The 22,828-nt window shown below is 58.4% G+C and carries 27 protein-coding genes and 1 rRNA gene; 16 read left to right on the forward strand and 12 right to left on the reverse strand.

The genetic code is table 11. The features are described 5' to 3' along the window. Nucleotides 1-110, reverse strand: a 16S ribosomal RNA gene (locus AACY18_RS09835); the annotation flags it as partial. Between the two features lie 611 nt (nt 111-721). Between AACY18_RS09835 and rhtA the strand changes: the two genes are divergently transcribed. Both rhtA and AACY18_RS09845 read left to right on the forward strand, forming a co-directional pair. Continuing rightward, complete coding sequence (gene rhtA / locus AACY18_RS09840; RefSeq protein ID WP_339431265.1) at nt 722-1,609, forward strand: threonine/homoserine exporter RhtA; 888 nt, start codon at nt 722-724, stop codon at nt 1,607-1,609. 172 nt (nt 1,610-1,781) lie between these two features. Then, a complete protein-coding gene (locus AACY18_RS09845; RefSeq protein ID WP_339431264.1) occupies nt 1,782-2,063 on the forward strand; it encodes a hypothetical protein in 282 nt (93 codons plus the stop codon). Nucleotide 2,064: 1 nt separating this feature from the next. On the opposite strand, the gene AACY18_RS09850 is transcribed toward AACY18_RS09845, so the two are convergent. After that, nucleotides 2,065-2,628, reverse strand: coding sequence for a TetR/AcrR family transcriptional regulator (locus AACY18_RS09850; protein WP_339431263.1), 564 nt, complete (start codon nt 2,626-2,628; stop codon nt 2,065-2,067). A 90-nt stretch (nt 2,629-2,718) separates the two neighbouring features. Between AACY18_RS09850 and AACY18_RS09855 the strand changes: the two genes are divergently transcribed. Together AACY18_RS09855 and AACY18_RS09860 are read left to right on the forward strand one after the other, a co-directional pair. Continuing rightward, nucleotides 2,719-3,447 carry an SDR family oxidoreductase gene (locus AACY18_RS09855; RefSeq protein ID WP_339464770.1) on the forward strand — a complete coding sequence of 243 codons (729 nt, stop codon included), beginning with the start codon at nt 2,719-2,721 and terminating at the stop codon, nt 3,445-3,447. Nucleotides 3,448-3,482: 35 nt separating this feature from the next. Further along, nucleotides 3,483-4,079 carry a 2-hydroxychromene-2-carboxylate isomerase gene (locus AACY18_RS09860; protein WP_339431276.1) on the forward strand — a complete coding sequence of 199 codons (597 nt, stop codon included), beginning with the start codon at nt 3,483-3,485 and terminating at the stop codon, nt 4,077-4,079. Nucleotides 4,080-4,127: 48 nt separating this feature from the next. On the opposite strand, the gene AACY18_RS09865 is transcribed toward AACY18_RS09860, so the two are convergent. The 5 genes from AACY18_RS09865 to AACY18_RS09885 all read right to left on the reverse strand — a co-directional run bounded on the left by AACY18_RS09865 (nt 4,128) and on the right by AACY18_RS09885 (nt 8,852). Continuing rightward, nucleotides 4,128-5,936 (reverse strand): aminopeptidase P family protein, encoded by a 1,809-nt coding sequence (locus AACY18_RS09865; RefSeq protein WP_339464771.1) that lies wholly within the window; start codon nt 5,934-5,936, stop codon nt 4,128-4,130. Between the two features lie 55 nt (nt 5,937-5,991). Then, nucleotides 5,992-7,158: an aminotransferase class V-fold PLP-dependent enzyme gene (locus AACY18_RS09870; RefSeq protein ID WP_339431260.1), complete on the reverse strand. Its 1,167-nt coding sequence runs from the start codon at nt 7,156-7,158 to the stop codon at nt 5,992-5,994. A 205-nt stretch (nt 7,159-7,363) separates the two neighbouring features. Then, the gene (locus AACY18_RS09875; protein ID WP_339431259.1) at nt 7,364-7,978 is read right to left on the reverse strand and encodes a LysE family translocator; all 615 of its coding nucleotides are present in this window, start codon (nt 7,976-7,978) and stop codon (nt 7,364-7,366) included. Between the two features lie 101 nt (nt 7,979-8,079). Then, entirely contained in the window at nt 8,080-8,349 is a 270-nt protein-coding gene (locus AACY18_RS09880) for a hypothetical protein (protein ID WP_339431258.1), read from the reverse strand. Nucleotides 8,350-8,486: 137 nt separating this feature from the next. Continuing rightward, on the reverse strand, nt 8,487-8,852 hold the full coding sequence (locus AACY18_RS09885) for an antibiotic biosynthesis monooxygenase (RefSeq protein WP_339431257.1): 366 nt from the start codon (nt 8,850-8,852) through the stop codon (nt 8,487-8,489). Between the two features lie 93 nt (nt 8,853-8,945). Here AACY18_RS09885 and soxR point away from each other — a divergent pair, with 93 nt between their 5' ends. The 10 genes from soxR to AACY18_RS09935 all read left to right on the forward strand — a co-directional run bounded on the left by soxR (nt 8,946) and on the right by AACY18_RS09935 (nt 16,468). Beyond that, on the forward strand, nt 8,946-9,392 hold the full coding sequence (gene soxR, locus AACY18_RS09890; RefSeq protein WP_339431256.1) for a redox-sensitive transcriptional activator SoxR: 447 nt from the start codon (nt 8,946-8,948) through the stop codon (nt 9,390-9,392). A 119-nt stretch (nt 9,393-9,511) separates the two neighbouring features. After that, nucleotides 9,512-9,970, forward strand: coding sequence for a VOC family protein (locus AACY18_RS09895; RefSeq protein ID WP_339431255.1), 459 nt, complete (start codon nt 9,512-9,514; stop codon nt 9,968-9,970). Between the two features lie 294 nt (nt 9,971-10,264). Beyond that, a complete protein-coding gene (locus AACY18_RS09900; protein WP_339431254.1) occupies nt 10,265-11,464 on the forward strand; it encodes a PepSY-associated TM helix domain-containing protein in 1,200 nt (399 codons plus the stop codon). Then, nucleotides 11,461-12,003: a thiamine pyrophosphate-binding protein gene (locus AACY18_RS09905; RefSeq protein WP_339431253.1), complete on the forward strand. Its 543-nt coding sequence runs from the start codon at nt 11,461-11,463 to the stop codon at nt 12,001-12,003. The genes AACY18_RS09900 and AACY18_RS09905 overlap by 4 nt, the downstream gene beginning before the upstream one ends. Next, nucleotides 12,000-12,341: a hypothetical protein gene (locus AACY18_RS09910; RefSeq protein ID WP_339431252.1), complete on the forward strand. Its 342-nt coding sequence runs from the start codon at nt 12,000-12,002 to the stop codon at nt 12,339-12,341. The genes AACY18_RS09905 and AACY18_RS09910 overlap by 4 nt, the downstream gene beginning before the upstream one ends. Beyond that, nucleotides 12,338-12,913 (forward strand): DUF6162 family protein, encoded by a 576-nt coding sequence (locus AACY18_RS09915; RefSeq protein ID WP_339464773.1) that lies wholly within the window; start codon nt 12,338-12,340, stop codon nt 12,911-12,913. Before AACY18_RS09910 ends, AACY18_RS09915 begins: the two co-directional genes overlap by 4 nt. Nucleotides 12,914-12,948: 35 nt before the next feature. Continuing rightward, nucleotides 12,949-13,878: a metal ABC transporter substrate-binding protein gene (locus AACY18_RS09920; protein ID WP_339431250.1), complete on the forward strand. Its 930-nt coding sequence runs from the start codon at nt 12,949-12,951 to the stop codon at nt 13,876-13,878. After that, on the forward strand, nt 13,875-14,654 hold the full coding sequence (locus AACY18_RS09925; RefSeq protein ID WP_339431249.1) for a metal ABC transporter ATP-binding protein: 780 nt from the start codon (nt 13,875-13,877) through the stop codon (nt 14,652-14,654). Before AACY18_RS09920 ends, AACY18_RS09925 begins: the two co-directional genes overlap by 4 nt. Further along, a complete protein-coding gene (locus tag AACY18_RS09930; RefSeq protein WP_339431248.1) occupies nt 14,654-15,553 on the forward strand; it encodes a metal ABC transporter permease in 900 nt (299 codons plus the stop codon). The genes AACY18_RS09925 and AACY18_RS09930 overlap by 1 nt, the downstream gene beginning before the upstream one ends. Further along, entirely contained in the window at nt 15,554-16,468 is a 915-nt protein-coding gene (locus AACY18_RS09935) for a metal ABC transporter substrate-binding protein (RefSeq protein WP_339464775.1), read from the forward strand. An 82-nt stretch (nt 16,469-16,550) separates the two neighbouring features. On the opposite strand, the gene AACY18_RS09940 is transcribed toward AACY18_RS09935, so the two are convergent. The 5 genes from AACY18_RS09940 to AACY18_RS09960 form a co-directional block, all read right to left on the reverse strand. Continuing rightward, nucleotides 16,551-16,775, reverse strand: a complete 225-nt coding sequence (locus tag AACY18_RS09940; RefSeq protein WP_221729142.1) for an MbtH family protein — start codon at nt 16,773-16,775, stop codon at nt 16,551-16,553. Between the two features lie 83 nt (nt 16,776-16,858). Then, nucleotides 16,859-18,271: an aspartate aminotransferase family protein gene (locus AACY18_RS09945; RefSeq protein ID WP_339464776.1), complete on the reverse strand. Its 1,413-nt coding sequence runs from the start codon at nt 18,269-18,271 to the stop codon at nt 16,859-16,861. Nucleotides 18,272-18,414: 143 nt separating this feature from the next. Next, nucleotides 18,415-18,900 (reverse strand): GNAT family N-acetyltransferase, encoded by a 486-nt coding sequence (locus AACY18_RS09950; protein WP_339431245.1) that lies wholly within the window; start codon nt 18,898-18,900, stop codon nt 18,415-18,417. A gap of 129 nt (nt 18,901-19,029) precedes the next feature. Next, nucleotides 19,030-20,352: an ATP-binding protein gene (locus tag AACY18_RS09955; protein WP_339431244.1), complete on the reverse strand. Its 1,323-nt coding sequence runs from the start codon at nt 20,350-20,352 to the stop codon at nt 19,030-19,032. Continuing rightward, on the reverse strand, nt 20,352-21,032 hold the full coding sequence (locus AACY18_RS09960) for a response regulator (RefSeq protein ID WP_221729146.1): 681 nt from the start codon (nt 21,030-21,032) through the stop codon (nt 20,352-20,354). The genes AACY18_RS09955 and AACY18_RS09960 overlap by 1 nt, the downstream gene beginning before the upstream one ends. A gap of 270 nt (nt 21,033-21,302) precedes the next feature. On the opposite strand from AACY18_RS09960, the gene AACY18_RS09965 reads away from it, so the two are divergent. Both AACY18_RS09965 and AACY18_RS09970 read left to right on the forward strand, forming a co-directional pair. Continuing rightward, a complete protein-coding gene (locus tag AACY18_RS09965; protein WP_339464778.1) occupies nt 21,303-21,995 on the forward strand; it encodes a hypothetical protein in 693 nt (230 codons plus the stop codon). A 76-nt stretch (nt 21,996-22,071) separates the two neighbouring features. Next, nucleotides 22,072-22,764: a hypothetical protein gene (locus AACY18_RS09970; RefSeq protein ID WP_339431242.1), complete on the forward strand. Its 693-nt coding sequence runs from the start codon at nt 22,072-22,074 to the stop codon at nt 22,762-22,764. The last annotated feature ends 64 nt before the right edge of the window (nt 22,765-22,828 follow it).

Here is a 22,828-nt window from a genome sequence, read left to right on the forward strand (position 1 = left end):
TCACCCGTCCGCCGCTGAATCCAGGAGCAAGCTCCTTTCATCCGCTCGACTTGCATGTGTTAGGCCTGCCGCCAGCGTTCAATCTGAGCCATGATCAAACTCTTCAGTTCAAACATCTTTGGGTTTTAAGAAACCCTAAACTTTGCTCAGCAATCGTTGGTTACATCTTTGATTTCTCGCGGAGTAACTTGTGATGCTGATAATCTTGTTGACTATCAGTCTGACCCCACAAGCACCCACACGAATTGCTTGATTCAGTTGTTAAAGAGCGGTTGGTTAAGATCTTTCATCTCAACCGAGGCGCGCATTCTACAGCAGCCTCATTTGCTGTCAAGTGGTTATTTTCAGAAGTTTTCGAAGAATTCTTCAACAACTTCAACCACTTGCGCCTTCGATCTCTCGTCAGCGGGAGGCGAATTCTACAGCGTTACACGCTGCTGTCAACACCTCTTTTTCAACTTCTTTCTGGCTTCGATGAACTGAAGCAACTTGCTGCCGAAAACTTCATAACTCATTGAATTTCAAGGAGTTTTCCGTTTCGACTGCGCCGGAAGTGGGGCGAATTATAGACGTCTGGAATTCGCCGTCAACCATTAATTTCGCTTTTCTATAGATTGACGGAAAGAGCCGCTTATATATAGACGAAGCGACAGTGAATGCGCAGTATATTGCCCAACACCTAAAACAATACCCCCGCTCTCACTTTGGACGATGCCGCACGATGAACGACCAACCCCGCTCTCTTGCCTCCATGCTGTTCCCGGTTGGCCTGCTTTTGATAGCCATGGCATCGATCCAGTCCGGGGCCTCTCTGGCCAAAAGCATGTTTCCGGTGGTTGGCGCCCAAGGAACAACCACCCTGCGCTTGCTCTTCGCGAGCGTGATCATGTTGTTATTGCTACGCCCATGGCGAGCGAAGCTAACCACCAAGTCGTTGCGCACAGTGATCGTCTACGGCATGGCATTGGGCGGCATGAACTTCCTCTTCTATATGTCTTTGCGCACAGTTCCGCTGGGAATCGCCGTTGCTCTCGAATTCACCGGTCCGCTGGCTGTAGCCATATATGCATCCCGTCGCGCCATCGATTTTCTATGGATCGGCCTGGCAGCAACCGGACTGCTGCTGTTGATACCTACAGGGGCAACAACCGCAGGCATCGATGGGGTCGGCGCCGGGTATGCTTTAGGTGCCGGCGTCTGCTGGGCGCTTTACATCCTGTTCGGTCAGAAGGCCGGTGCCGACAACGGTGTTACAACCGCTGCGTTAGGCGTGATGATCGCAGCCCTGTTTGTGGCCCCCATAGGTATCGTGCATGCCGGAGCAGCTCTACTGACGCCATCGCTGATCCCGATTGCCATTGGCGTTGCCATCCTGTCCACCGCCCTTCCCTACACGCTGGAAATGGTCGCACTCACGCGTATGCCTGCACGCACCTTCGGTACATTAATGAGCATCGAACCCGCGTTCGGAGCGTTGTCGGGACTGCTGTTCCTGCAGGAATACCTCACACTGTCACAATGGCTGGCGATCCTGTGCATTATCCTGGCTTCCGTCGGCGCAACCATGACTATGGGTAGCGCGGCCAAGCCTGTCATTGCGGCAGATTGAAACAGGATTTGACGAAGGTCTGGCAATTGGCGTTCATTTAGGCCATGTTTAACCCCTTAACTCAGTGCCAGATATGGATTTTTTCGGATAGGGATATCGAAACGCTTAGAGTGCGAGCGAATACAGGCAGACCCGAGCGAGAGACTCGTGGCTGCTAGCTATAAGGACAGTAATGAAGCGAATTTTGATACTGGTAGCCGTACTCGCAGTCACTGGCTGCGCGGCAACGTCGAAAACTTCGGTAAAGCACGGCAAGAAAGGACTGCACATCAACTGTTCGGGACTCTCGTCCTCTTGGGATCGTTGCTATACCAGCGCAGCTACTTCCTGCGCTCCGAAAGGCTACAGGGTTATCGCCAAATCGGGGGATGCCGTGGAAGAGCCAGGCGACTATCCGTTTGGCCTCAACCCCGCTGGCTACACAAGTCGCAGCATGATCGTCATCTGTAAATAGATCACGGCCGTGTAGCGATCTGGCGTCCAATCTCGTTGTGACTGGACTTCAGCACCGCTCGCTGAATGTCCGGCGTGGCCAGCATACGCGCCACCACCAGCGCCCCCACACACTGCGACAGGACCGACCATGCCAGACTGTCGCTCTCAAGTATCTGCGCCCAACGCTCTTGAAGCTGACATATCCACAACTCTGCCTGTTCACGCACCTGAATATCCGAACGTGCGATTTCCGCCCCTAACGCAGGCAAGGCACAGCCGGATTCTGGCTGTTCAACGTGGGCCATACTCAAATAGTGCTTGAGACAGCGTTCCAGTCGCTCACGATCCTGCGTGCCCTGCCCGCCCAGTCGCTCAAGGCTCTGACCCAACTCTCGCTCGACGATGGCAGAGAACAACGCATCCTTGGACGAGAAGTGGCTGTAAAACGCCGCACCACTCAAGCCAATGGCTTTCATCAAGCCATCGACGCCAACCGTGGAAAACCCGGATCGCTTGGCTGACAGCGCACTGCTCTGCAATAGTTTTTCCCGGGTTTGCAGTTTGTGACTGGCGGAGTAACGCATATGTTTGCTCTCGAACTGGCTGCCTTGACGTTGCCTGGATCCTAGCATAACGTTCGTTCACTTAACGATCGTTTAATAAAGGGGCTACCCATGAATAACAAGAAGGTCGTATTGGTTGTCGGCGCTGGCGATGCGACGGGCGGCGCGATTGCAAAGCGCTTTGCCAGGGAAGGACTCATCGCCTGCGTCACGCGGCGCAACGCCGATAAATTGCAGCCGTTGGTGGAGGCCATTCGGGCCGAGGGTGGCGAAGCCCACGGCTTCGCCTGCGACGCGCGCAAGGAGGAAGACGTCATTGCACTGATCGAAGACATCGAAACTCGCGTCGGTCCGATTGAAGCCTTCGTATTCAACATCGGCGCGAACGTGCCGTGCAGCATCCTCGAGGAAACCGCTCGCAAGTACTTCAAGATCTGGGAAATGGCCTGTTTTTCAGGTTTCCTCAATGCTCGCGAAGTGGCCAAACGCATGGTTACCCGTCAACGTGGCAGCATTCTCTTCACGGGCGCGACCGCCGGACTTCGCGGGGCGTCGGGTTTCGCCGCGTTCGCGGGTGCCAAACACGGTATCCGCGCTCTGGCACAGAGCATGGCGCGTGAATTGGGGCCGATGAACATTCACGTCGCGCATGTAGTGGTCGATGGCGCCATCGATACCGATTTCATCCGCAACAGCTTTCCCGAGAAGTACGCCTCCAAGGATCAGGACGGTATTCTCAACCCCGAACACATTGCCGAAAACTATTGGTATCTGCACAGTCAGCCACGGGATGCGTGGACGTTTGAGCTGGACCTGCGCCCTTGGAACGAGCGCTGGTAATCCCCCTCCATAACAATAAAGAGCGTTCAGCGATGATGAGCAAAACCGTGGAGTTCTATTTTGACCTCGGCAGCCCTGCCACTTACCTCGCCTATACCCAGTTGCCGAAGATATGCGCCGCGACCAACAGTGAGCTGATCTACACCCCTATGCTGCTGGGCGGCGTATTCAAAGCCACCGGTAACGCCTCCCCGGCAATGATTCCGGCAAAAGGTCGCTATATGTTTCAGGATCTGGATCGCTATGCCAAACGCTATGGTGTCGCCCTGAGGTTCAACCCACACTTCCCCATCAATACGCTGACACTGATGCGCGCCGTGACAGGTGTTCAACTGCGTCAGCCAAATCGTTTCCAGGCCTTAATTGATTGCCTGTTTTGCGCACTTTGGGTAGAAGGCCGCAGCCTGGATGAACCAGCAACTGTCGCAGCGGTGTTGAGCGAACACGGTTTCGATCCACAAGAAGTACTGGCGCTGACCAACGACGAAACCGTCAAAGCCGTTCTTAAGGAAAATACGGAAACAGCGGTTAAGCGCGGAGTTTTCGGCGCGCCGAGCATGTTTATTGGCAATCAGATGTTCTTTGGCCAGGATCGCCTCGACTTTGTCGAAGAAGTGCTGCGCCAACCCTAGAGGAAGCTGTGACTCAGGCGCTGGTATCAGCGCCTGAGTTGCGGTCGATCAGATAGCGATAGTGCGAGTGTTCAGCCATTCCAGCGCCGCACCATCGAGCAACGGGCTCAGACGCTCACGCACTTGGGCATGATAGGTGTTGAACCACTGTTTCTCTTCCTGCGTCAGCAACGCAGGCTCCAGGCACCGAGTGTCGATCGGGCACAGCGTCAAGGTTTCAAACTTGAGGAATTCGCCGAATTCACTGCTGCCCGCCTCACGGTTCATCGCCAGGTTCTCGATACGCACGCCCCAACGACCCGGACGATAAGTGCCAGGCTCGATGGACGTGATCATCCCTGGCTGCATCGCCGTCTGCGGTGCCGGCGCCGCTTGATAGGCAATGACTTGCGGGCCCTCGTGAACGTTTAGGAAATAGCCTACGCCGTGACCGGTACCATGACCGTAATCCACGCTCTCAGCCCAGATTGGCGCACGAGCGATGGCATCAAGCAGCGGCGACAGAATGCCTTTCGGAAACTGCGCTCGCGACAGTGCAATCACGCCTTTCAAAACGCGCGTGCAATCGCGTTTCTGTTCTTCAGTCGGCGTACCGACCGGCACCATCCTTGTGATATCGGTCGTGCCGCCCAGGTACTGACCACCGGAGTCGATCAGCAGCAGACCATCGCCCTCGATCACCGCGTGTTCTTCTTCGGTGGCGTGATAATGCGGCATCGCGCCATTGGCATTGAACGCAGCAATGGTGTTGAAACTCAGCGAAACATAATCAGGACGACGTTCACGGGCAGCGGTGAGTTTCTCGTCGATGGTCAATTCGGTGATGCGTTCTCGGCCCCAGGCCGACTCCAGCCAGGCGAAAAATTCGCACAACGCTGCGCCATCCTGCTCCATTGCTTTGCGAATGTGCTGAGCATCGGCTTCGCTTTTTTGCGATTTGGCCAGCGTGGTCGGGTTCAAGCCTTCGACCAGTTTCACGCCGCTGTCGAGGTTATCCAGCAGACCGCTGGTGACTCGCGCCGGATCCACCAGCAGGCTGGCGCCATTCGGCACAGCGCGCAAGGCGTCAGCCACTTCGCTGTAATCGCGCAGCGTCACGCCATCTTTTTCGAGCACTGCGCGCAAATCTGCATCAACCTTGCTCAAGGCCACGAACAGCGTGGCTTGCTGTTGATTGATCAACGCGAAGGAAACAAACACCGGGTTGAACGAAACATCGCCGCCACGCAGGTTAAACAACCATGCAATGTCGTCGAGGGTGGCGATGAAATGCCAGTCTGCTCCGCGCTCCTGCATGGTTTCGCGAAGTTTGCCCAGCTTGTCGACACGGCTGACAGTCGCCTGTGGCGGCAGATGCTGATAGATCGGGGCATTCGGCAGACTCGGCCGATCGCTCCAGACTTCCTTCAGCAAATCGATATCGGTACGCAGTCGAGCGCCGCGTGCTTCAAGTTTACAGCTCAAGGTGCGCGCCGAAGCCACAGCCATTACTGCACCATCGACGGCAACCACACTACCTTGCGGCGTCTGCTCGGCCAGCCAGTCCAACGGACTCGGCTGACCCGGTTGCAACTTGACCAGTTCGATACCGCTACCCTTGAGTTCCTTGGTCGCCTGCTCCCAGTAACGACTGTCAGCCCAGACGCCGGCGAAATCTGCGGTGACAATCAAAGTCCCGACCGAGCCGTGGAAGCCAGAAAGCCATTGCCGGCCTTGCCAGTAACCCGGCAGATATTCCGACAAATGCGGGTCGGCCGACGGCACCAACAACGCATGAATGCCTTCGCGGCGCATCAGTTCGCGGGTCTGCGCAAGGCGCTGGGGCACCGATCCTTCGGTCGAGGTCTGGTTACTCATCATGTCTCCTGCCAATCACTTCATCGTTATTATTCGTAGCCGTTAGGTCGGCTGGTTAAAGACCTGTCGCCCAGAATGCCGGAGCACTGGCGCAGGCGGTTTTGATCAATTCTACGGCCTTGTCGATATCCTCGGCCGTTGTAAAACGGCCAAGGCTCAAGCGAATAGTGCGTTCGGCTAGACGTGCGTCATGCCCCAACGCCAACAGCACATGGGACGGCGCGTTGCTTGCCGAGTTGCAGGCCGAGGTTGCGGAAAACGCCATCGAATGGCTCAGCGCCGCGCTGTTGAACTCGCCTTCGCCGAAGGTCAGGCTCAAGGTGTGCGGGATACGGTGGCTCGCGCTGCCGTTGAGATTGACGCCCGGCAAGCTCAGCAGTGGTTCGAGCAGACGCTCGCGCAGCGCGACGATGGACGTCTTCTCTTCATCAAAGGAGGCTGCAGCCAAGGCAAACGCCGCGCCCATACCGGCAATCTGGTGGGTCGCCAGAGTCCCGGAACGAAGCCCTCCCTCGTGGCCGCCGCCATGGATCTGCGCCTGCAAACGTTGCTGCGCCCGCGGGCCGACATACAGGGCGCCGATGCCTTTGGGACCGTATAGCTTGTGCGCCGAAAACGACATCAGATCGACCGGCCACTGCGCCAGATCGATTGCCACTTTTCCGGCACCTTGAGCCGCATCGACATGGAACAGTGCTTGGCGGCCACGCACGACCTCGCCGATGGCGGGGATGTCGTTGACCGTGCCGAGTTCGTTGTTGACCAGCATCAGTGACACCAGAAAGGTGTCATCGCGCATCGCTTCGCTGACAGCCTGCGGCGTGATCAGGCCGTCGGTGTCCGGCACAAGATAGGTCACGGCGATGCCGGCGTCCTGCAATTGGCGGGCGGTATCGAGGACGGCTTTGTGTTCGATCTGGCTGGTAATGATGTGGCCGCCCGGCACACCGCGCGCTTGGGCCACGCCTTTGAGGGCGAGGTTATTGGACTCGGTGGCACCGGAGGTCCAGACGATCTGTCCGGCTTGCGCACCCACCAGTTCGGCGACTTGCCGGCGAGCCTGCTCGACCGTTTTCCGGGCCTGCTGGCCGAACGCGTGGGAGCTGGAAGCCGGGTTGCCGAAGTTACCGTGAAACCCCAGACATTCGATCATCACCTGGATGACACGCTCGTCCACCGGTGTGGTGGCGGCGTAATCGAAATACAACGGACGTGTGTTCATAAAAGACTCGCAGAGCGTGTTCCGGGATCAGGAGGCTCGTGTCTGCAAACGGCACAGCGCAGCCTCGTGAGCTGCGCGTCGGTTGGAGAGCGTCATCAATACCTGATCGGATGCCGTTAAAGAAGAACAACTTCATTTAAAAGTGCGTAGGAACGCTCCTGAAGCCGAGCTTAACAGGCATCGGGCCGGCGATTGAAGCAATGCGTCAGCTAAAGCTTTCGAGAAGTAACGGGTACAGCGAAATCAACAGCAACGTGGCCATTCCCCAGTTGAAAACACGCAACCAGCGCGGATCCTTCAGCACATTGCGCAATAGCGTACCGCACGCGGCCCAGACGCCGACGCTCGGTAGATTGATGATGGCGAACACGGCGGCGATCACCAGCACATTGGTGAAATAACCCTGCATCGGCGTGTAGGTACTGATGGCACCGATGGCCATGATCCACGCCTTGGGATTGACCCACTGGAACGCTGCAGCACCCAGATAGCTGATCGGCTTGCCTTCGCCTTGCGCGCTGTCACCGACAGGCCCGGAGCGCGCGATTTTCCACGCCAGATACAGCAGATATACGGCACCGACGTAGCGCAGCACCGTATAAAGAATCGGATAGTTCTGAAATACCGCGCCCAAACCAAAACCCACCGCCACCACCAGAACAAAGAAGCCGCAGGTGATGCCGAGCATGTGCGGGATAGTACGGTTGAAACCGAAATTTACCCCCGATGCCAGCAACATGGTGTTGTTCGGCCCCGGCGTAATCGAGGTGACAAGGGCAAACAGGGCAAAGCCCAGCAGAAGATCAAGCGAGAGGGTCATGGTGGGCAATCCATCAAGGTCATTCAGATGTTGACCCTATCCCACGCAGCCCAGTAAACCCACGGACAGTTAGGTAAAACTTCAAGCAGTACAGTTGCCTTTCAGCTTGAGCGGCCATGCAGCTGTACGGCACGCTCGGCGCTCATTTCGCCTTGTTTATCGAAACCAAATGCTTTGGGTGACTGGCCAAGCAACAAGGCTTTTTTCGCGTGATATTCGTCAAAGGACAAACCACTGCGATTGAGGGCCTCCATCGCCAACTCACGGGTTTCTTCGGGGGTGTAGGGACGTTGTTCCGGGGAGACATGGGTGGCACATCCGGCAAGCACGGAAACCACGAGCAACAGCGAAAGGGTCAGTAAACGATTCATGGGGAGCGTCCTGGCAAGCAGTGTGGAGTCGATGGACAAAGGCTACGCCCGGCCGCGCTCGAGCAAAAATCAACGCTCTCGATAGTGGCTATCAGAATTTGACCATTTCCCCGCAAATGGCTGATCCGGTTTTCGATCTACCCGACCAGATGGCAGTGCAGTGCATCGTCATGACTGCGGGCGATGCTGCTCAGCACCTGGAACGAATTGAACGTGACGGTTTTCGCTTGATGGGCGCGGATCAACTGCCAAAAATCCTGCTCACCATTCTCGAAACTGCTGAATGCCGCCTCCCCGGCCTCGCGGCTCTGCCATTGCAGAAAACTCAACACCCGCCGGCCATCGTCGCTGGCCTGCACGCTGGCGCTGACAAACCCCTCGTAGCGCAGGGCCAGACGCTCGGTTTGCACCGACAACGCCAAGACCAGTGCCGTTTGCTGCCGAGGTTCGATCTCGAATTCGATCAACTGGGTGAAGCTACGATTTTTCGCTGATGCTTGCATGAAAAGCCCCCTCGTATCTGTATGACGAATCTTGCGACTCGAAGGATCGCAGGGTAAAACCTCTAGTTAAGTCAAGGTCAAGAGCTGTTTCAGATGATCACCAAAGAAAACCTACACAAGCCGTTAAGCGTGGGTGAAGTCGCGGCCCGCAGCGGCGTTGCAGTCACCGCCCTGCACTTTTATGAAGCCAAGGGGTTGATCAAAAGCCAGCGCAATGGCGGAAATCAGCGGCGTTATCCACGCGCAGTGCTACGGCGGGTAGCGCTGATCAAGGTTGCACAGCGCCTGGGCATTACGCTGGCGGAGATTGGCGAGGCATTGAAAATCCTGCCGGATGATCGTGCCCCGACCGCGGCGGACTGGAAGATCCTGTCGCAGCAGTGGCAGCGCGAACTGGATGAGCGGATCAACCAACTGACGCTGCTGCGCGACCGACTCAATGGCTGCATTGGTTGTGGCTGCCTGTCGATGGAGGCTTGTCCGCTGCGCAATCAGGGCGATGTGCTGGGAGAACAAGGACCCGGGCCGCACTTTCTCTAATACGGATATGGGGTGCTGCTCGTCGGGCAAAAATCCTCGCCGCAAGGACAGTTCTATAGTGAATTTTCCACCTGTGGGGTGGAGCCACATCTCTTCGAATAAAAATCAGGGAGAACGTCATGAGCGTCAAACCCATCCCGGAGGGGTATCACAGCATTACCCCATACCTGGGCATCCAAAAGGCCGCCGAGGCCATCGATTTCTATAAGAAAGCCTTCGGTGCCACCGAAGTCATGCGCCTGGCCATGCCCGATGGCGGCATCGGCCACGCGGAACTGCGTATCGGCGACAGCGCAATCATGCTCGGCTCGCCGTGTGATCAAGGGCCACTGAGCAGCCCCGACAAAGCGGTATCGGTCGGTTTGCATCTGTATGTGACTGATGTCGACAAATCATTTCAACGGGCGCTGGACGCCGGGGCGACGACGGTGTCCGAGGTCAAGGACCAGTTTTACGGTGATCGCAGCGGCACGTTGAAGGATCCCTATGGGCATTTGTGGTTTCTGGCCACACGCAAGGAGGATCTGACAGAGGAGCAAATCAGGCAGCGGGCAATGGAGATGTTCAGTCAGGGTTAGATTTTTGCGTGGCAGGTCTGGCCTCCTCACGAGTAAGCCCGCTCTCACAGGGTTGTTTGGCGCGGTTGCTTCACCTGCCAGCGCTACTTACCGAGATCCCCAAGAGCAGTTCTGGATCATCCGGAGAATTGCGAAACATTTACTTTCATATCGTTTATCGGGATTTGCTTCGCTCATCCGTCTTATAGGGATACAGGCCTTTCGCGTAGGCAAAAGCCACGACTGCGCCTTTCAGGGACGCCAACTACGAAGCCCGTAGTCACGCGGCCTTTCACCGAATCAAGACGCGTAATCATGTCGAAGAAATCCCGCTCCAAACTGTGGTTCCTGGCACATAGCTGGCTTGCATTGCCCATCTGGTTTTTTGTCCTGATCGTCTGCGTCACCGGCACGCTGGCGGTCGTCAGCCAGGAGATTGTCTGGCTGGCCAACCCGCAAATGCGCGCCAGCCAGCCCTCAGACGATGCCCCGCTGCTCAGCTACGACCAGATTCTGGCTGCGATCAAAAAGGCCGAGCCCCAGACACTGGTGCAAAGCATCAGCCGTCCGGACGAATCACACTTTGCCCTTGATGTCGAAGTCAGCTACCCCGACGGGCGCTCACTGACGGTCTACGTCAACCCGTACACCGGCGTCATTCAGGGCACTGCGCCCGCCTTCGACTTCAAGGCTTTCACCCGCGCCCTGCATGGCTGGTGGCTGGTGCCATTCACCAACGGTTTCAGTTGGGGGTGGTATCTGGTGTCGTTTCTGGGCGTGCCCATGCTGGTCTCGTTGATGACCGGACTGGTGGTCTACAAGCGCTTCTGGAAAGGTTTTCTGCGTCCGACCCTGCGTGTGCGCCACGGAGCACGCATCTTCTGGGGCGACTTCCATCGACTGTGCGGCATCTGGTCGATCTGGTTCATTGCGGTCATTTCCATTACCGGCATCTGGTTCCTGATCCGGGCGATTCTGTTTGATAACCAGATTTCCATCTCCAGCGAACCGATCATCCCGGCCATGTCCCGAGAAAGCGTACCCGTTTCAGCAACAGGCACGCCGCCGCCACATATCAGCCTGGATCACGCCATCGAGATCGCTCAACAGAAGATTCCGGGGCTGCAAGCCAGTTTTGTCAGCCTGCCGGGTAACGCCTACAGCCACATGAGCGTCGGCGGTCGCGGCTGGTATCCATTGATGTTCCAGACCGCGACGCTCAACCCGTACAACGGTGACCTGGCCGCTTTACGGTTACTGTCCGATCGCTCCTCGCTGGAGTTCGTAACCGAATCCATGCGCCCGCTGCACACCGGTGACTTCGGCGGAATCTGGATCAAGCTGATCTGGTTTTTCTTCGGCCTGCTGCTGAGCATGATGGTGCTCAGTGGCCTGCTGATCTGGACCAAGCGTACCGCGCTGGCGACCGCCAACGCGCTGAAGCGCGAGGACAAGAAAACCCGCATCAAGGCGCAAGCGGCCATGAGCCGTGAACCTTCGCAGGCCAGCCTGTGAGCAAGTCAACCTTGATCAAGCGGCCATCCCGACTGTCTCGCTTCTGGCACAAGTGGCGGTTTCACATCAATGTTCTGCTGTTGTTGATCCCCCTGGGCTTCATGCCCAAATACTTCGCCGATGCCTCATTGTTTCGCGGCGACAGTGGCCTGGGTCAGCACGAGATCGGTGATATCCAGGTCGGGCCCTGGAGCCTGCGATTGGCCGAACTTCGCAATGAAGCCCCCATCCTCACGGGGCCGGCCGGCTATATGAAGAGTTTTAGCGCGGCCCTCTGCGAGACCTGTATCGAACAGGTCAAGGCCACCTATCTGCGCATCGGCAAGCCGCGCAGCCTGCGTGCAGCCGGCGTGATCTTCTTCGGTACGCCTTACCGAATGGGCACACAACTGCCGATCCCGGAAAAAACCAAAGCTGACGCCGAACTGTGGATCACCCTGGAGGGCTGGGACGGCAGCATGCATCAGGCCTCGATTCCCCTGAGCCAGGCCTCCCCCGCCACCATTGCCTGGCTGAACAAACAAGGAGCCAACCCATGAGCCCCGCTCAACGCCCTTCCCGTCTGCGACTGAGGGCCGCGCTGCTGGTACTGTGCGCCGGCTTCAGCGCCGGCGCCCTGGCGCACAACCCGATGTGCGAGTGCAAAGCCATTGATGCCGAGCAGATCAAATGCACCGGCGGTTTCTCCGACGGCAGCGGCGCGCCGGGGGTAACCCTCGACGTGATCGGCTACGACGAGACGATTCTGGTGCCGGGCAAACTCGGTAGCGACTCGACCCTGACCTTCAAGAAACCCGGCACCGAGTTCTACGTACTGTTCGATGCCGGTCCGGGGCACGTCGTGGAAATCGACCAAGCGGACATCGAGGCACCATGAGTACGCCAACCACCCAAGTTGTGCGCCCGGCTGGAGCCGGCCATGAAACCCTCAACGTCTTGCTGCTGTGCCTGCTGATCCTCGCGATAGCAGGTTCCGTGGTGGCATGGCGCAGGGTTTCCCACGAACCGGAGCCCGTTGCCAGCCATCAGTTCGATGCCCGGCGCGACCTCAGCGCCGCCGAGCAGGGCATTTATGCCGATCTGCGCGTGACGCTGGACGAAATCCAGTTGCTGCGCGAAGAACAGAAAACCCTGCCGTCCCCACAAGGCCTGGCCGATGAAGGTTTCGCCCCGTTTGCTCAGGACGTCAGCGCGATCAGCCGTGGCGGCCATGCCTGGCAAATACTCGCGGACAGCGCCTACTTCGGCCATAGCCAGACACCCGCCGTCGCCGGTTCGTTTCTGATGCGCGTAACCGCCGATGACAAGGCTGCACCGGATATCTGGCTCAATCGTGATGCGGGTCTGCAAGCGCCACCGAAACTGACCGACACCGCCCTGTCCGCCGCCGGGTGGAAACAGATCGTCGCGCAATACGATGCCGGGGTTACCCGCGAACATCGTCATTGATTCCTCGCCCTTATTCGAGAGAAGACCGCTTGCCCATGTCTATTTCATCGCCTCGCCGTCCGTTGTTACGTTTGTTTCTAGCGGGCCTTTGCGCCTGCCTGCTGAGCCCGCTAGCGAGCGCCGATCCGGCCAAACGCCTGCGTATCGGCATCACCTTGCATCCTTATTACAGCTATGTGGCGAACATCGTCGGCGACAAGGCTGAGGTCGTGCCGCTGATTCCTGCGGGTTTCAATCCGCACGCCTACGAACCCCGGGCCGAGGACATCAAACGCATCAGCGGTCTGGATGTGATCGTGCTCAACGGTGTCGGCCATGATGATTTCGCCGACCGCATGATCGCGGCCAGCGAAACGCCAAACGTCAACACCATCGAAGCCAACGAAAACGTGCCGCTGCTGGCCGCCACCGGGGTCGCCGCACGCGGTGCCGGCAAAGTCGTGAATCCGCATACGTTCCTGTCGATCAGCGCCTCTATCGCGCAGGTCAACAACATCGCTCGCGAGCTGGGCAAACTCGATCCGGACAACGCCAAGACCTACACCCAAAATGCCCGCGCCTACGGCAAACGCCTGCGGCAGATGCGTGCCGATGCGCTCGCCAAACTGACCCAGGCACCCAACGCCCAATTGCGCGTCGCCACGGTTCACGCCGCTTATGACTACCTGCTGCGCGAATTCGGCCTGGAAGTGACCGCGGTGGTTGAACCGGCCCACGGTATTGAACCGAGCCCGAGCCAGTTGAAAAAGACCATCGACCAGTTGCGCGAACTGGACGTAAAAGTGATTTTTTCGGAAATGGACTTCCCATCCACGTATGTCGACACCATTGAGCGTGAGTCAGGCGTGAAGCTGTACCCGCTGTCGCACATTTCTTACGGTGAATACGCGGCAGACAAGTACGAAAAGGAAATGACCGGCAACCTCAACACCGTGGTTCGGGCGATTCAGGAGTCCGGCGCATGACGGTAAAACAAACCCTTTCTGACGCATCCAGATCCGCTGTGAGAGCGAGCTTGCTCGCGCAGGTTTCGGGGCCGACGCTGGATTTTGCCGAAGTCAGTCTGACGCTGGGGCGCACCACGATTCTCGACAACGTAACCTTTGAGGTACAGCCCGGCAGCGTGCATGCACTGGTCGGCCCCAACGGGGGTGGCAAGAGCTCGCTGATCAAGACGTTGCTGGGGCAAATGCCGCATCAGGGGCAGTTGAGCCTGCAATGGCCCGGCATGCCCGGCACCATCGGCTACGTCCCGCAGGCGCTGGAATTCGATCGCGGTTTGCCGATGACAGTCGACGATTTCATGGCCGCCATGTGCCAGCGCCGGCCGGCGTTTCTCGGATTGAGCAAGCGCTACGCCGGCGCCATCGGTGCGGCACTGGAGCGCGTCGGCATGCAGGACAAACGCAAACGCCGCATGGGCGCGCTGTCCGGCGGTGAACGTCAGCGAGTGCTCCTCGCGCAAGGGCTGATCCCGGCGCCGCAACTGCTGGTGCTCGACGAACCCATGTCGGCTCTGGACGAAGCCGGGATCCAGGTATTCGAACGCCTGCTCGGCGACTGGCGCGCAGCGGGCATCACCGTGCTGTGGATCGAACATGATCTGGACGCGGTCGGGCGTCTGGCCGATCGCGTCACCGGTCTCAACCGTCGCGTGCTGTTCGACGCCACACCGCAACAGGCATTGACTCCGGAACGCCTGCTGAGTTTGTTTTCGACCCATCCACGGAGCGTTGCCTGATGAGTTATGAAGCCTTTCGTCTGATGGTCCAGGGCTGGGCCTCCTCCGGTTACCTGCCCGAAGCGCTGGCCTATGGTTTTGTGGTCAATGCATTGCTTGCCGGTCTGTTGATCGGCCCGGTACTCGGTGGCCTCGGCACGCTGGTGGTGGTCAAGCGCTTCGCGTTTTTCTCGGAGGCGGTGGGCCATGCGGCGCTGACCGGCGTGGCCATCGGCATCCTGCTCGGCGAACCCTACACCGGACCTTACGGCAGCCTGTTCGGTTACTGCCTGCTGTTCGGCATCCTGCTCAATTACCTGCGCAACCGCACCGGCCTGGCACCCGACACCCTGATCGGCGTGTTCCTGTCAGTATCGCTGGCATTGGGCGCGAGTCTGCTGCTGATTCTGGCGGGCAAGATCAACGTGCACATTCTGGAGAACGTGCTGTTCGGTTCGGTGCTGACCGTCAACGGCAACGATCTTGCAGTGCTGGCCATCGTCGGTTCGCTGGTCATGGCGCTGGCCCTGCCGCTGTACAACCGCATCATGCTCGCCAGTTTCAACCCGCAACTGGCCGCCGTGCGCGGCGTGGCCGTAAAGACTCTGGATTACCTGTTCGTGATTCTGGTGACACTGATCACCGTCGCGGCCGTGAAAGTCATCGGCGCAATTCTGGTGGGCGCCCTGCTGGTGATTCCGGCGGCGGCGGCGCGTTTGCTCAGCCAGTCGCTCAAGGGCTTTTTCGGGTGTTCGGTATTGATTGCCACCGTCAGCACCCTGTGCGGAATTCTCGCGCCGATCGTGTTTGATCTGCCGATTCCGTCCGGCGCCGCGATCATTCTGGTCGCCGGCATCGCCTTCGCCCTCGCCGCCATCGCGCGCGGTGTCATCCCCAGTCTGAAAGGGAACCTTGGATAAATGGCTTTTTCATTGCGCAACCTGACGTTGGCCATGGCCCTGTGCGGCGTGGTCGCAACGCCTTTGATGGCCGCCGAAAGCGCCAAAACCCTGCGAGTGCTCGCCTCGCTGCCAATCACCTATGGCCTGGGCGAGGTGCTGCTCAAAGGCACCGACGTCAGCCTGGAACGTGCGGCACCGGCCAACCTGCCGGGCAGTCGCCAGACCGCCTACTTCACCGGGCGCGGCGCGCCGGCGTTGAGCAAACTGGCAACCGGCGCCGATGCGGTGATCGGTGTGCGCTCGCTGTGGGCCGATGATCCGCTGTACCCGATCGCCCGCCGCAGCAACATCCGTATCGTTGAAGTCGATGCTGCCCGTCCGGTCGACGGCGCCCTGCCCGGCATCGCTGTGCAACCGGGGTTGAAGGTCGATGGTTTGAACAGTCAGCCATGGCTGGCGAGTAACAACATGGGACGCATGGCCGACGTGATGGCCGCCGATCTGGTGCGTTTGGCACCGACCGCCAAGCCGAGGATCGAGGCGAATCTGGCGGCGTTGAAACAGCGCTTGCTCAAGCTCAGCGCCGACAGCGAAGCGCGTCTGGCCAGTACCGATAATCTGAGTGTGATGAGCTTGAGCGATCACTTCGGGTATCTGATCGGCAGCCTGAACCTGGAGCTGATCGGTCAGGACCCACGCCCTGATGCTGACTGGGCACCTGAAGATCTGAAGCAACTGACGGCGACGCTAAAAGACAATGAGGTGGCGCTGGTGTTGCACCATCGACAGCCGTCGGAGGCGGTAAAAGCGGCGATTGCTGAATCGGGTAGTCGGCTGTTGGTGTTGAGTACAGATGCGGCGGACCCGGTGGTTGAACTGGAAGGCAATGTCGACGAGTTGCTCAAGGGGTTGAGTGCAGTTACAGCGCATTAACGCTCTGCATGATCAAATCCCGGAAATGACAAAACCCGCTGACTGCATCCAGTCCAGCGGGTTTCTTTTTTTGCCTGGCCGCTTATTGAGCGGCTGTCAGACCTTCCATCTTCTGGCGCAGGCTCAGCGGACGCATGTCAGTCCAGACTTCCTCGATGTAGGCCAGGCATTCCTTCTTCAAGCCGCTCTTGCCCACGGTGCGCCAACCCTCTGGCACGGCTTTGTAATCCGGCCAGATCGAGTACTGCTCTTCGTGGTTGACCACGACCTGAAAGAGGATGTCCTCGCGGTCGAATACTGACGTCATGCTGATTCTCCATCGTTGTGAGGGTGGGCTGCTCGAAGGGTGCAGCCGGGTATGTAGAAAGAACGTTCGGCGTGGTGAGAAATTTAGAGTGCCGCGATGGCCGCGCCCAGGGCGCGACCGAAAATCTCGGCAACACGGTCGATCTCGGCAGCGGTGATCACCAACGGCGGCAGGAAACGCACCACCGCGCCATGACGGCCACCCAGTTCCAGAATCAAGCCACGCTTGAGGCATTCGCGCTGCACCAGTGGCGCCAGTCGCGCAAACGACGGTGGATGGCCGAGCGCATCCGGGGCGCCATTCGGATCGACCAACTCGACACCAAGCATCAAACCGCGACCACGAACATCGCCCAGTTGCGGGAAATCCCGTTGCAGGATGCGCAGGTGCTCACTCAAGCGCGCGCCCATGGCGGCGGCGTGTTCGCACACCTTGTGTTCGACCAGATACCGCATGACCGCAGAGCCTGCAGCCATCGCCATCTGATTGCCCCGGAAGGTACCGGCGTGGGCGCCCGGTTGCCAGGTGTCGAGCCAGTCGCGATAGACCACCACCGCCAGCGGCAGACTGCCGCCGATGGCTTTGGACAGCACCACCACGTCCGGGGTGATGCCGGCGTGTTCAAAGGCGAACATCTTGCCGGTACGGGCGAAACCGCTCTGGATCTCATCGACAATCAGCGCCACACCAGCCTTCTCGGTGATCCTGCGCAAACCGCGCAGCCATTCGATATCGGCGGGGATCACACCGCCCTCGCCCTGCACCGCCTCGACGATCACCGCCGCAGGCAATTGCACGCCCGCTTCAGGATCGTTCAGCAGGTTTTCCAGATAGCTCAGGTTTGCCTTCACCCCCGCCGCGCCACCGAGGCCAAACGGGCAACGGTAGTCATACGGGAATGGCATGAACTGCACGCCGCTGCTGAGCAAAGCCCCCAGCGGTTTTTTCGGCCCCAGGCTGCCCATCAGGCTCAATGCCCCCTGGCTCATGCCGTGATAACCGCCGGAGAACGACAGCACCGTACTGCGCCCGGTGGCGGTGCGCACCAGTTTCAACGCCGCTTCCACTGCATCAGTGCCGGTCGGGCCGCAGAACTGGATTTTCGCTTGCGCCGCCAGCGCCGAGGGCAGCAGGCCGAACAGATCCTGGACAAACTGATCCTTGACCGGGGTGGTCAGGTCCAGCGTATGCAGCGGCAATTCATCGGCCAGCACCTGCTGGATCGCCTCGATCACCACCGGATGGTTATGCCCCAGCGCCAACGTGCCGGCACCGGCCAGGCAGTCGATGAAAGTACGCCCCTCGACGTCTTCGACATACAAGCCCCTGGCGCGCTTGAGTGCCAGCGGAATGCGGCGTGGATAGCTGCGGGCATTGGATTCCTGCCGGGCCTGACGGGCCAGCAATGGCGATTCATTGAACTGATACAGGGTTTCCGCTGGCGCCGAGATGACCCGGGCCGACGACGCTTCGATAAGGCTGGTGGCGACTGACATCTCTCGACCCCTCAATTGGCTATGGATAGCGACCAAAACAGCACACCCGACAATTACGCATTCCAGTCACGGCGCGTACTTGCAGGTTTTCCTGTTCTGGAAACGCTTAAGCGAGGTGAGGATTTAGGCCCTTGATCGACTCGTCATCCGGTCAACGGCAACGGCTTGTACATGGGCAGGACCTGCAAGCCTTGGTGTGCCAGGGATGGTTCGGATTCGTGATACCCCAGATGACGATAAAAGGCTTCACCGGTGCAAGTGCTGTTGAGGTGGGCGTGAAGCGCCCCCCGAACCCGCAACCAGCCTTCAAGATCATTCATCAGCGCCCGCCCCACGCCACGGCGAAAGGATTGCGGCTGTACATAGCAGAACACAATGTCGCCGCTGACCCGGGCCATGCCGACACCGACCGGCTTGTCCGCCTGCAAAGCGATACTCAAGTAGAAGTGCGGATCGGCGAGCCGGGCACTGATGGCGTCAGCGCTATGCTGTCGGGTCCAGCCACTGACGAGCAGCGGGTCATTGCGATGATCGAGCGCACAACCGAAACGGATCGAATGTTCGATGATACGGCTGATGATTCCGACGTCGGCCAGAATGGCCGGACGAATGCAGATGGGTGCTTCCATGGCGCAGTTCCCTCAATCCATTGAGTCAAAGCTTGGGTGACCTTAACCCCAAGCCAGCCGGATAGCGAACGCCGAGAAGTTACATTTGATGAGCCAAAACACTGATCCTTTGTGGGATTCATGCTGGATTCAGGCCGGTTGCAACGGCATGGTCAGTTCAACCCGCAACCCGTCCGGGCGGCTGTCGAAATGCAGCGCGCAGTCGCAACGCTGGACGATTGCCTGAACAATCGCCAGGCCCAGGCCGCAGCCCGTGCTCTGGCCATTGCGCCAGAAGCGCTGGGTCAGATGCTGCAGATCGTCCTGCGCAATGCCGGGGCCGTGGTCACGCACGACAAAGCGTACGCGGTTGCCGATGGTTTCCAGGCTCACCTCGACCGCACAGTCCTCGGGCGTGTGGCGCAGGGCGTTGTCGAGCAAATTGCGCAGCGCGGCAATCGACAGCACCGCTGGCATTTGCAATGGCGCTGCCGAGAGATTGGCCGGCACCTGCAATTCGATCCGCTGACGTTCACCACCCGTGGCGTCCTGAATGGCGAGTCTGGCCACTTGTTCGGCGCTGCATTGCGAACCGTCATCAAACGAGAGACTGCCCTCAACCCGCGCCAGCAACAGCAACTGCTCAAGCGTGCGATGCAGACGGTCGGCGCCCTCCTCGGCCCGTGCCAGCGACTGATCGCGGGCACTGCCGTCGGTCATGCGTGCCACTTGCAGGTGCGTCTTGATCGCCGTCAGCGGGCTGCGCAGTTCGTGGGCGGCGTCACCGGTCAGGCGACGTTCACGTTCGATGGTCTTGCCGATGCGCTGGAACAACTGATTCTGGGTGTCGAGCAAAGGCTTCAGTTCGCTGGGAAACGACTGCAACTGCAACGGCTCAAGCGAATCGGCATTACGCCGCATCAAAGCTTCGCGCAGACGGTTGAGCGGCGCCAGCCCTTGGCCGATCCCCAGCCACAGCAGGCACAGACATCCGAGTAACGCCACCCCCACCGGCACCGACGCCGCCAGCAGGATCGACATGTTCAGGGCTTCGCGTTCAATCTGCCGGTCCGCCGTGGTGATCCGCACATCGCCCCGGGCGAGGGTGAAACTGCGCCACGGCGCGCCGTCGATCATCTGGTCGTGGAAGCCCATTTTCTCGGCCTCCAGCGCTTGTTCAGGATGGTTGTGACTGCGGGCGAGAATCTCCCCGCGCAGCGAACTGACCTGACAGGCCATGCCGCCGGGAATGTTCAGTTGCTCGGCACTGAAATGAGTGCCCTCACCTTTGCTCGGCAAGGCCGGCAGTTGCTCCAGCAGCCCGGCAACCATGCGTGCTGAAGCCACCAGACGCTGATCGAGGGAAAACATCATCTGATTGCGCAGATCGCTGAGCATCCACGCCGCTGCCAGCGCCCAGATCAGCGCAAACGCAGCGCCGAGGGTCAGGCTCAGGCGCAATCGCAGACTCATCACTTGTTCTGATCTCCACCATCGGCCGGCCCGAGGCGATAGCCCAGCCCTCGCACAGTCTCGACAATGCCTTTGCCCAGTTTGCTGCGCAGGTGATGGATATGCACGTTCAGCGCGTTGCTTTCCAGCTCATCATTGAAACCGTAGACGCTGTCTTTCAATTGTTCGGTGGAAAGCACTCGGCCCCGGTTGTGCAGGAGGGCTTGCAGCAGCGATTGTTCGCGTCGCGACAAATCCACCGGCTGCCCGGCCAGGGTGGTTTCACGGCTGCTCGGGTCGTAGGTCAGCGCACCGTGTTCAATCAGGTTGACGCTGCGCCCGGCCACTCGACGCAGCAGGGTTTGCAGACGCGCAAAAAGCTCACGCAGATCAAACGGTTTGAGCAAGTAATCGTCAGCGCCGGCCTGCAAGCCGTTGACGCGGTCGGTGACCGAATCGCGTGCAGTCAGAATCAGCACGGGAATCTCCAGGCCTTGTTGGCGTAGCTGCTGCAACAGTTTGAGGCCATCTTCGTCGGGCAGGCCGAGATCAAGCACCATCACGTCAAACTCGGCGACCTTGAGTATCGCCCGCGCCTTGGACGCGGTGTTGACGTGCTCCACAGTCAAGCCCTGGGCAGTGAGACCGGCGACGATACCGCTGGCGATCAACTCATCGTCTTCACAAACCAGTACGTGCATGGCAGCTCCCTGAGCAAAAGACGTGAGTGAAGCAAGTGAGGATTAAGCGGCAATTATGGCGATCCCCGAGTGTGACGCAAAGCACAGCGAACAATCGAGCGGGCCAGCGCCCTGTGATCGCCCACTCCAATAGTCGGATGTTGCGCTAGATCATGTCCATCCAGCGCTTCCAGAAATAAAAAACCACACCTTTTCACTACATACAAATAACTTTTCCAGATAGTTTGAACACGCCTCACAAAAACAACCCTGATTAAATGGACTTAAAACATGCGTCAATTAAAAAACTTCGTCGCCGTCGACTGGCGCTCTGGCCCCGATCGCATTTACTTCTTTTTCAAAGACACCGACACCTATTCTCGATTCGATATCGGCGACCGACAAGTGCCGGACGGCTATCCCGGCCCCACTAAAGGCAGCTGGGACAAGTTCGACCCGTACACCAAACACTTGCGCTTCGGCTTCACCACCACGTCACTGGGGTTTAACGCCGGCAGCGACGAAGATATCGCCTGGCTGTTCTTCTACAACGGCGACACGCCGACAGTCTGCAAGTACAACCAGGACGAAGACAAAGTATCGGGCATTTACAAATTGGCCGACACGCTCTGGAAGCCGATACTTCCTTACTTTGACAAGATCATTACCGGTACATGGGCAGAGATTACGGGCCATTCTTTCCTGTTCAGATTCATCCTCAATGACGGGCATTACCTGACGTTCGACTTCAGAGCAAAAACACTGACCCGCAATACGTTGGGCCAGCATAGGCTGGGCGCCCTTGTTCCTTATAAAAACCGGATCATCACCGGCGCACAAAATGATCGGACTTTCGCAGACAGCTATTGGTATATCTTCCTGACCGGCAACCAATACCTTGTTTACAACATACTGACAGACCGGCTCGTATCCGGCCCGCACAACATCAATGAAACCAATTGGCCGGGGCTGCTGCGCGACTGAGCCATTGTGTGACAGCCGCCGTACAAACAAACCTTAAAGCAGCAAACTTACCGCTTTTATATGAATGGAATCAGACATGCCTGAATTAAAAAATTTTGTCGCTGTGGACTGGCGCGCAGGAGAAGACCGGATTTATTTTTTCTTCAAAGACACCAACACCTACTCACGCTTCAACATTGGTGACAATGAAGTACCGGAGGGTTACCCCACACCTGTCAAGGGTCGCTGGGACACTCTCAATGACGTAAAAAACCTGCGTTTCGGCTTCACTACAACCGGAATCCCTCGGGAGAAAGTATTCTTCGATGACCGCGATATTCTGTGGTTGTTCTCTTATCAGGATAAAACTCCGGTGGTGACGTGGTACAACCAGGATACCGACAAAGTCATGGGCCACCAGCTCCTCGAACATTCAATGTGGCACCGCCTGAAACCGTACTTTGAGCGAATTATCGGAGGTACCTGGTGGCCGATTCTCGCAAAAGACAAATATTTCCGGTTTCTGTTAAGCGATGGCACTACCCTCAGCTTAAACCTGGCACGCGACACGATCAGTCACAGAACGATCAACGAGAATAATTGGCCGGGCTTGTCGCGCTATAAACATCGAATGATTTCCGTTGCACAAAATGATCGTACATCGGACAGCTCAGTGCTTTACATTTTCCTGACCAACCACGAGTACCTGAGATACGACATGGACAATTCACTAACGTACGGCCCAATGTCGGTCAATGACGGTACCTGGCCAGGACTGTTGCGTGACTGACTCGCCAAGAGGCTTCACAGGGCGCGGTTAATCATCGGTTAATCGCCACCGCCCATTCTGCGCT

It is taken from the genome of Pseudomonas sp. EA_65y_Pfl2_P74 (assembly GCF_963970575.1).
Lineage (GTDB): Bacteria > Pseudomonadota > Gammaproteobacteria > Pseudomonadales > Pseudomonadaceae > Aquipseudomonas > Aquipseudomonas baetica_A.

Bases quoted from the DNA above. Each gene is read 5' to 3' on its own strand.
- rhtA (WP_339431265.1), top strand. From the start codon at position 722: ATGAACGACCAACCCCGCTCTCTTGCCTCCATGCTGTTCCCGGTTGGC.
- AACY18_RS09945 (WP_339464776.1), bottom strand. From the start codon at position 18,271: ATGTCAGTCGCCACCAGCCTTATCGAAGCGTCGTCGGCCCGGGTCATC.
- AACY18_RS09845 (WP_339431264.1), top strand. From the start codon at position 1,782: ATGAAGCGAATTTTGATACTGGTAGCCGTACTCGCAGTCACTGGCTGC.
- AACY18_RS09965 (WP_339464778.1), top strand. From the start codon at position 21,303: ATGCGTCAATTAAAAAACTTCGTCGCCGTCGACTGGCGCTCTGGCCCC.
- AACY18_RS09940 (WP_221729142.1), bottom strand. From the start codon at position 16,775: ATGACGTCAGTATTCGACCGCGAGGACATCCTCTTTCAGGTCGTGGTC.
- AACY18_RS09910 (WP_339431252.1), top strand. From the start codon at position 12,000: ATGAGCCCCGCTCAACGCCCTTCCCGTCTGCGACTGAGGGCCGCGCTG.
- AACY18_RS09850 (WP_339431263.1), bottom strand. From the start codon at position 2,628: ATGCGTTACTCCGCCAGTCACAAACTGCAAACCCGGGAAAAACTATTG.
- soxR (WP_339431256.1), top strand. From the start codon at position 8,946: ATGATCACCAAAGAAAACCTACACAAGCCGTTAAGCGTGGGTGAAGTC.
- AACY18_RS09970 (WP_339431242.1), top strand. From the start codon at position 22,072: ATGCCTGAATTAAAAAATTTTGTCGCTGTGGACTGGCGCGCAGGAGAA.
- AACY18_RS09870 (WP_339431260.1), bottom strand. From the start codon at position 7,158: ATGAACACACGTCCGTTGTATTTCGATTACGCCGCCACCACACCGGTG.
- AACY18_RS09875 (WP_339431259.1), bottom strand. From the start codon at position 7,978: ATGACCCTCTCGCTTGATCTTCTGCTGGGCTTTGCCCTGTTTGCCCTT.
- AACY18_RS09855 (WP_339464770.1), top strand. From the start codon at position 2,719: ATGAATAACAAGAAGGTCGTATTGGTTGTCGGCGCTGGCGATGCGACG.
- AACY18_RS09960 (WP_221729146.1), bottom strand. From the start codon at position 21,032: ATGCACGTACTGGTTTGTGAAGACGATGAGTTGATCGCCAGCGGTATC.
- AACY18_RS09935 (WP_339464775.1), top strand. From the start codon at position 15,554: ATGGCTTTTTCATTGCGCAACCTGACGTTGGCCATGGCCCTGTGCGGC.
- AACY18_RS09915 (WP_339464773.1), top strand. From the start codon at position 12,338: ATGAGTACGCCAACCACCCAAGTTGTGCGCCCGGCTGGAGCCGGCCAT.
- AACY18_RS09950 (WP_339431245.1), bottom strand. From the start codon at position 18,900: ATGGAAGCACCCATCTGCATTCGTCCGGCCATTCTGGCCGACGTCGGA.
- AACY18_RS09930 (WP_339431248.1), top strand. From the start codon at position 14,654: ATGAGTTATGAAGCCTTTCGTCTGATGGTCCAGGGCTGGGCCTCCTCC.
- AACY18_RS09880 (WP_339431258.1), bottom strand. From the start codon at position 8,349: ATGAATCGTTTACTGACCCTTTCGCTGTTGCTCGTGGTTTCCGTGCTT.
- AACY18_RS09925 (WP_339431249.1), top strand. From the start codon at position 13,875: ATGACGGTAAAACAAACCCTTTCTGACGCATCCAGATCCGCTGTGAGA.
- AACY18_RS09895 (WP_339431255.1), top strand. From the start codon at position 9,512: ATGAGCGTCAAACCCATCCCGGAGGGGTATCACAGCATTACCCCATAC.
- AACY18_RS09955 (WP_339431244.1), bottom strand. From the start codon at position 20,352: ATGAGTCTGCGATTGCGCCTGAGCCTGACCCTCGGCGCTGCGTTTGCG.
- AACY18_RS09920 (WP_339431250.1), top strand. From the start codon at position 12,949: ATGTCTATTTCATCGCCTCGCCGTCCGTTGTTACGTTTGTTTCTAGCG.
- AACY18_RS09900 (WP_339431254.1), top strand. From the start codon at position 10,265: ATGTCGAAGAAATCCCGCTCCAAACTGTGGTTCCTGGCACATAGCTGG.
- AACY18_RS09865 (WP_339464771.1), bottom strand. From the start codon at position 5,936: ATGAGTAACCAGACCTCGACCGAAGGATCGGTGCCCCAGCGCCTTGCG.
- AACY18_RS09860 (WP_339431276.1), top strand. From the start codon at position 3,483: ATGAGCAAAACCGTGGAGTTCTATTTTGACCTCGGCAGCCCTGCCACT.
- AACY18_RS09885 (WP_339431257.1), bottom strand. From the start codon at position 8,852: ATGCAAGCATCAGCGAAAAATCGTAGCTTCACCCAGTTGATCGAATTC.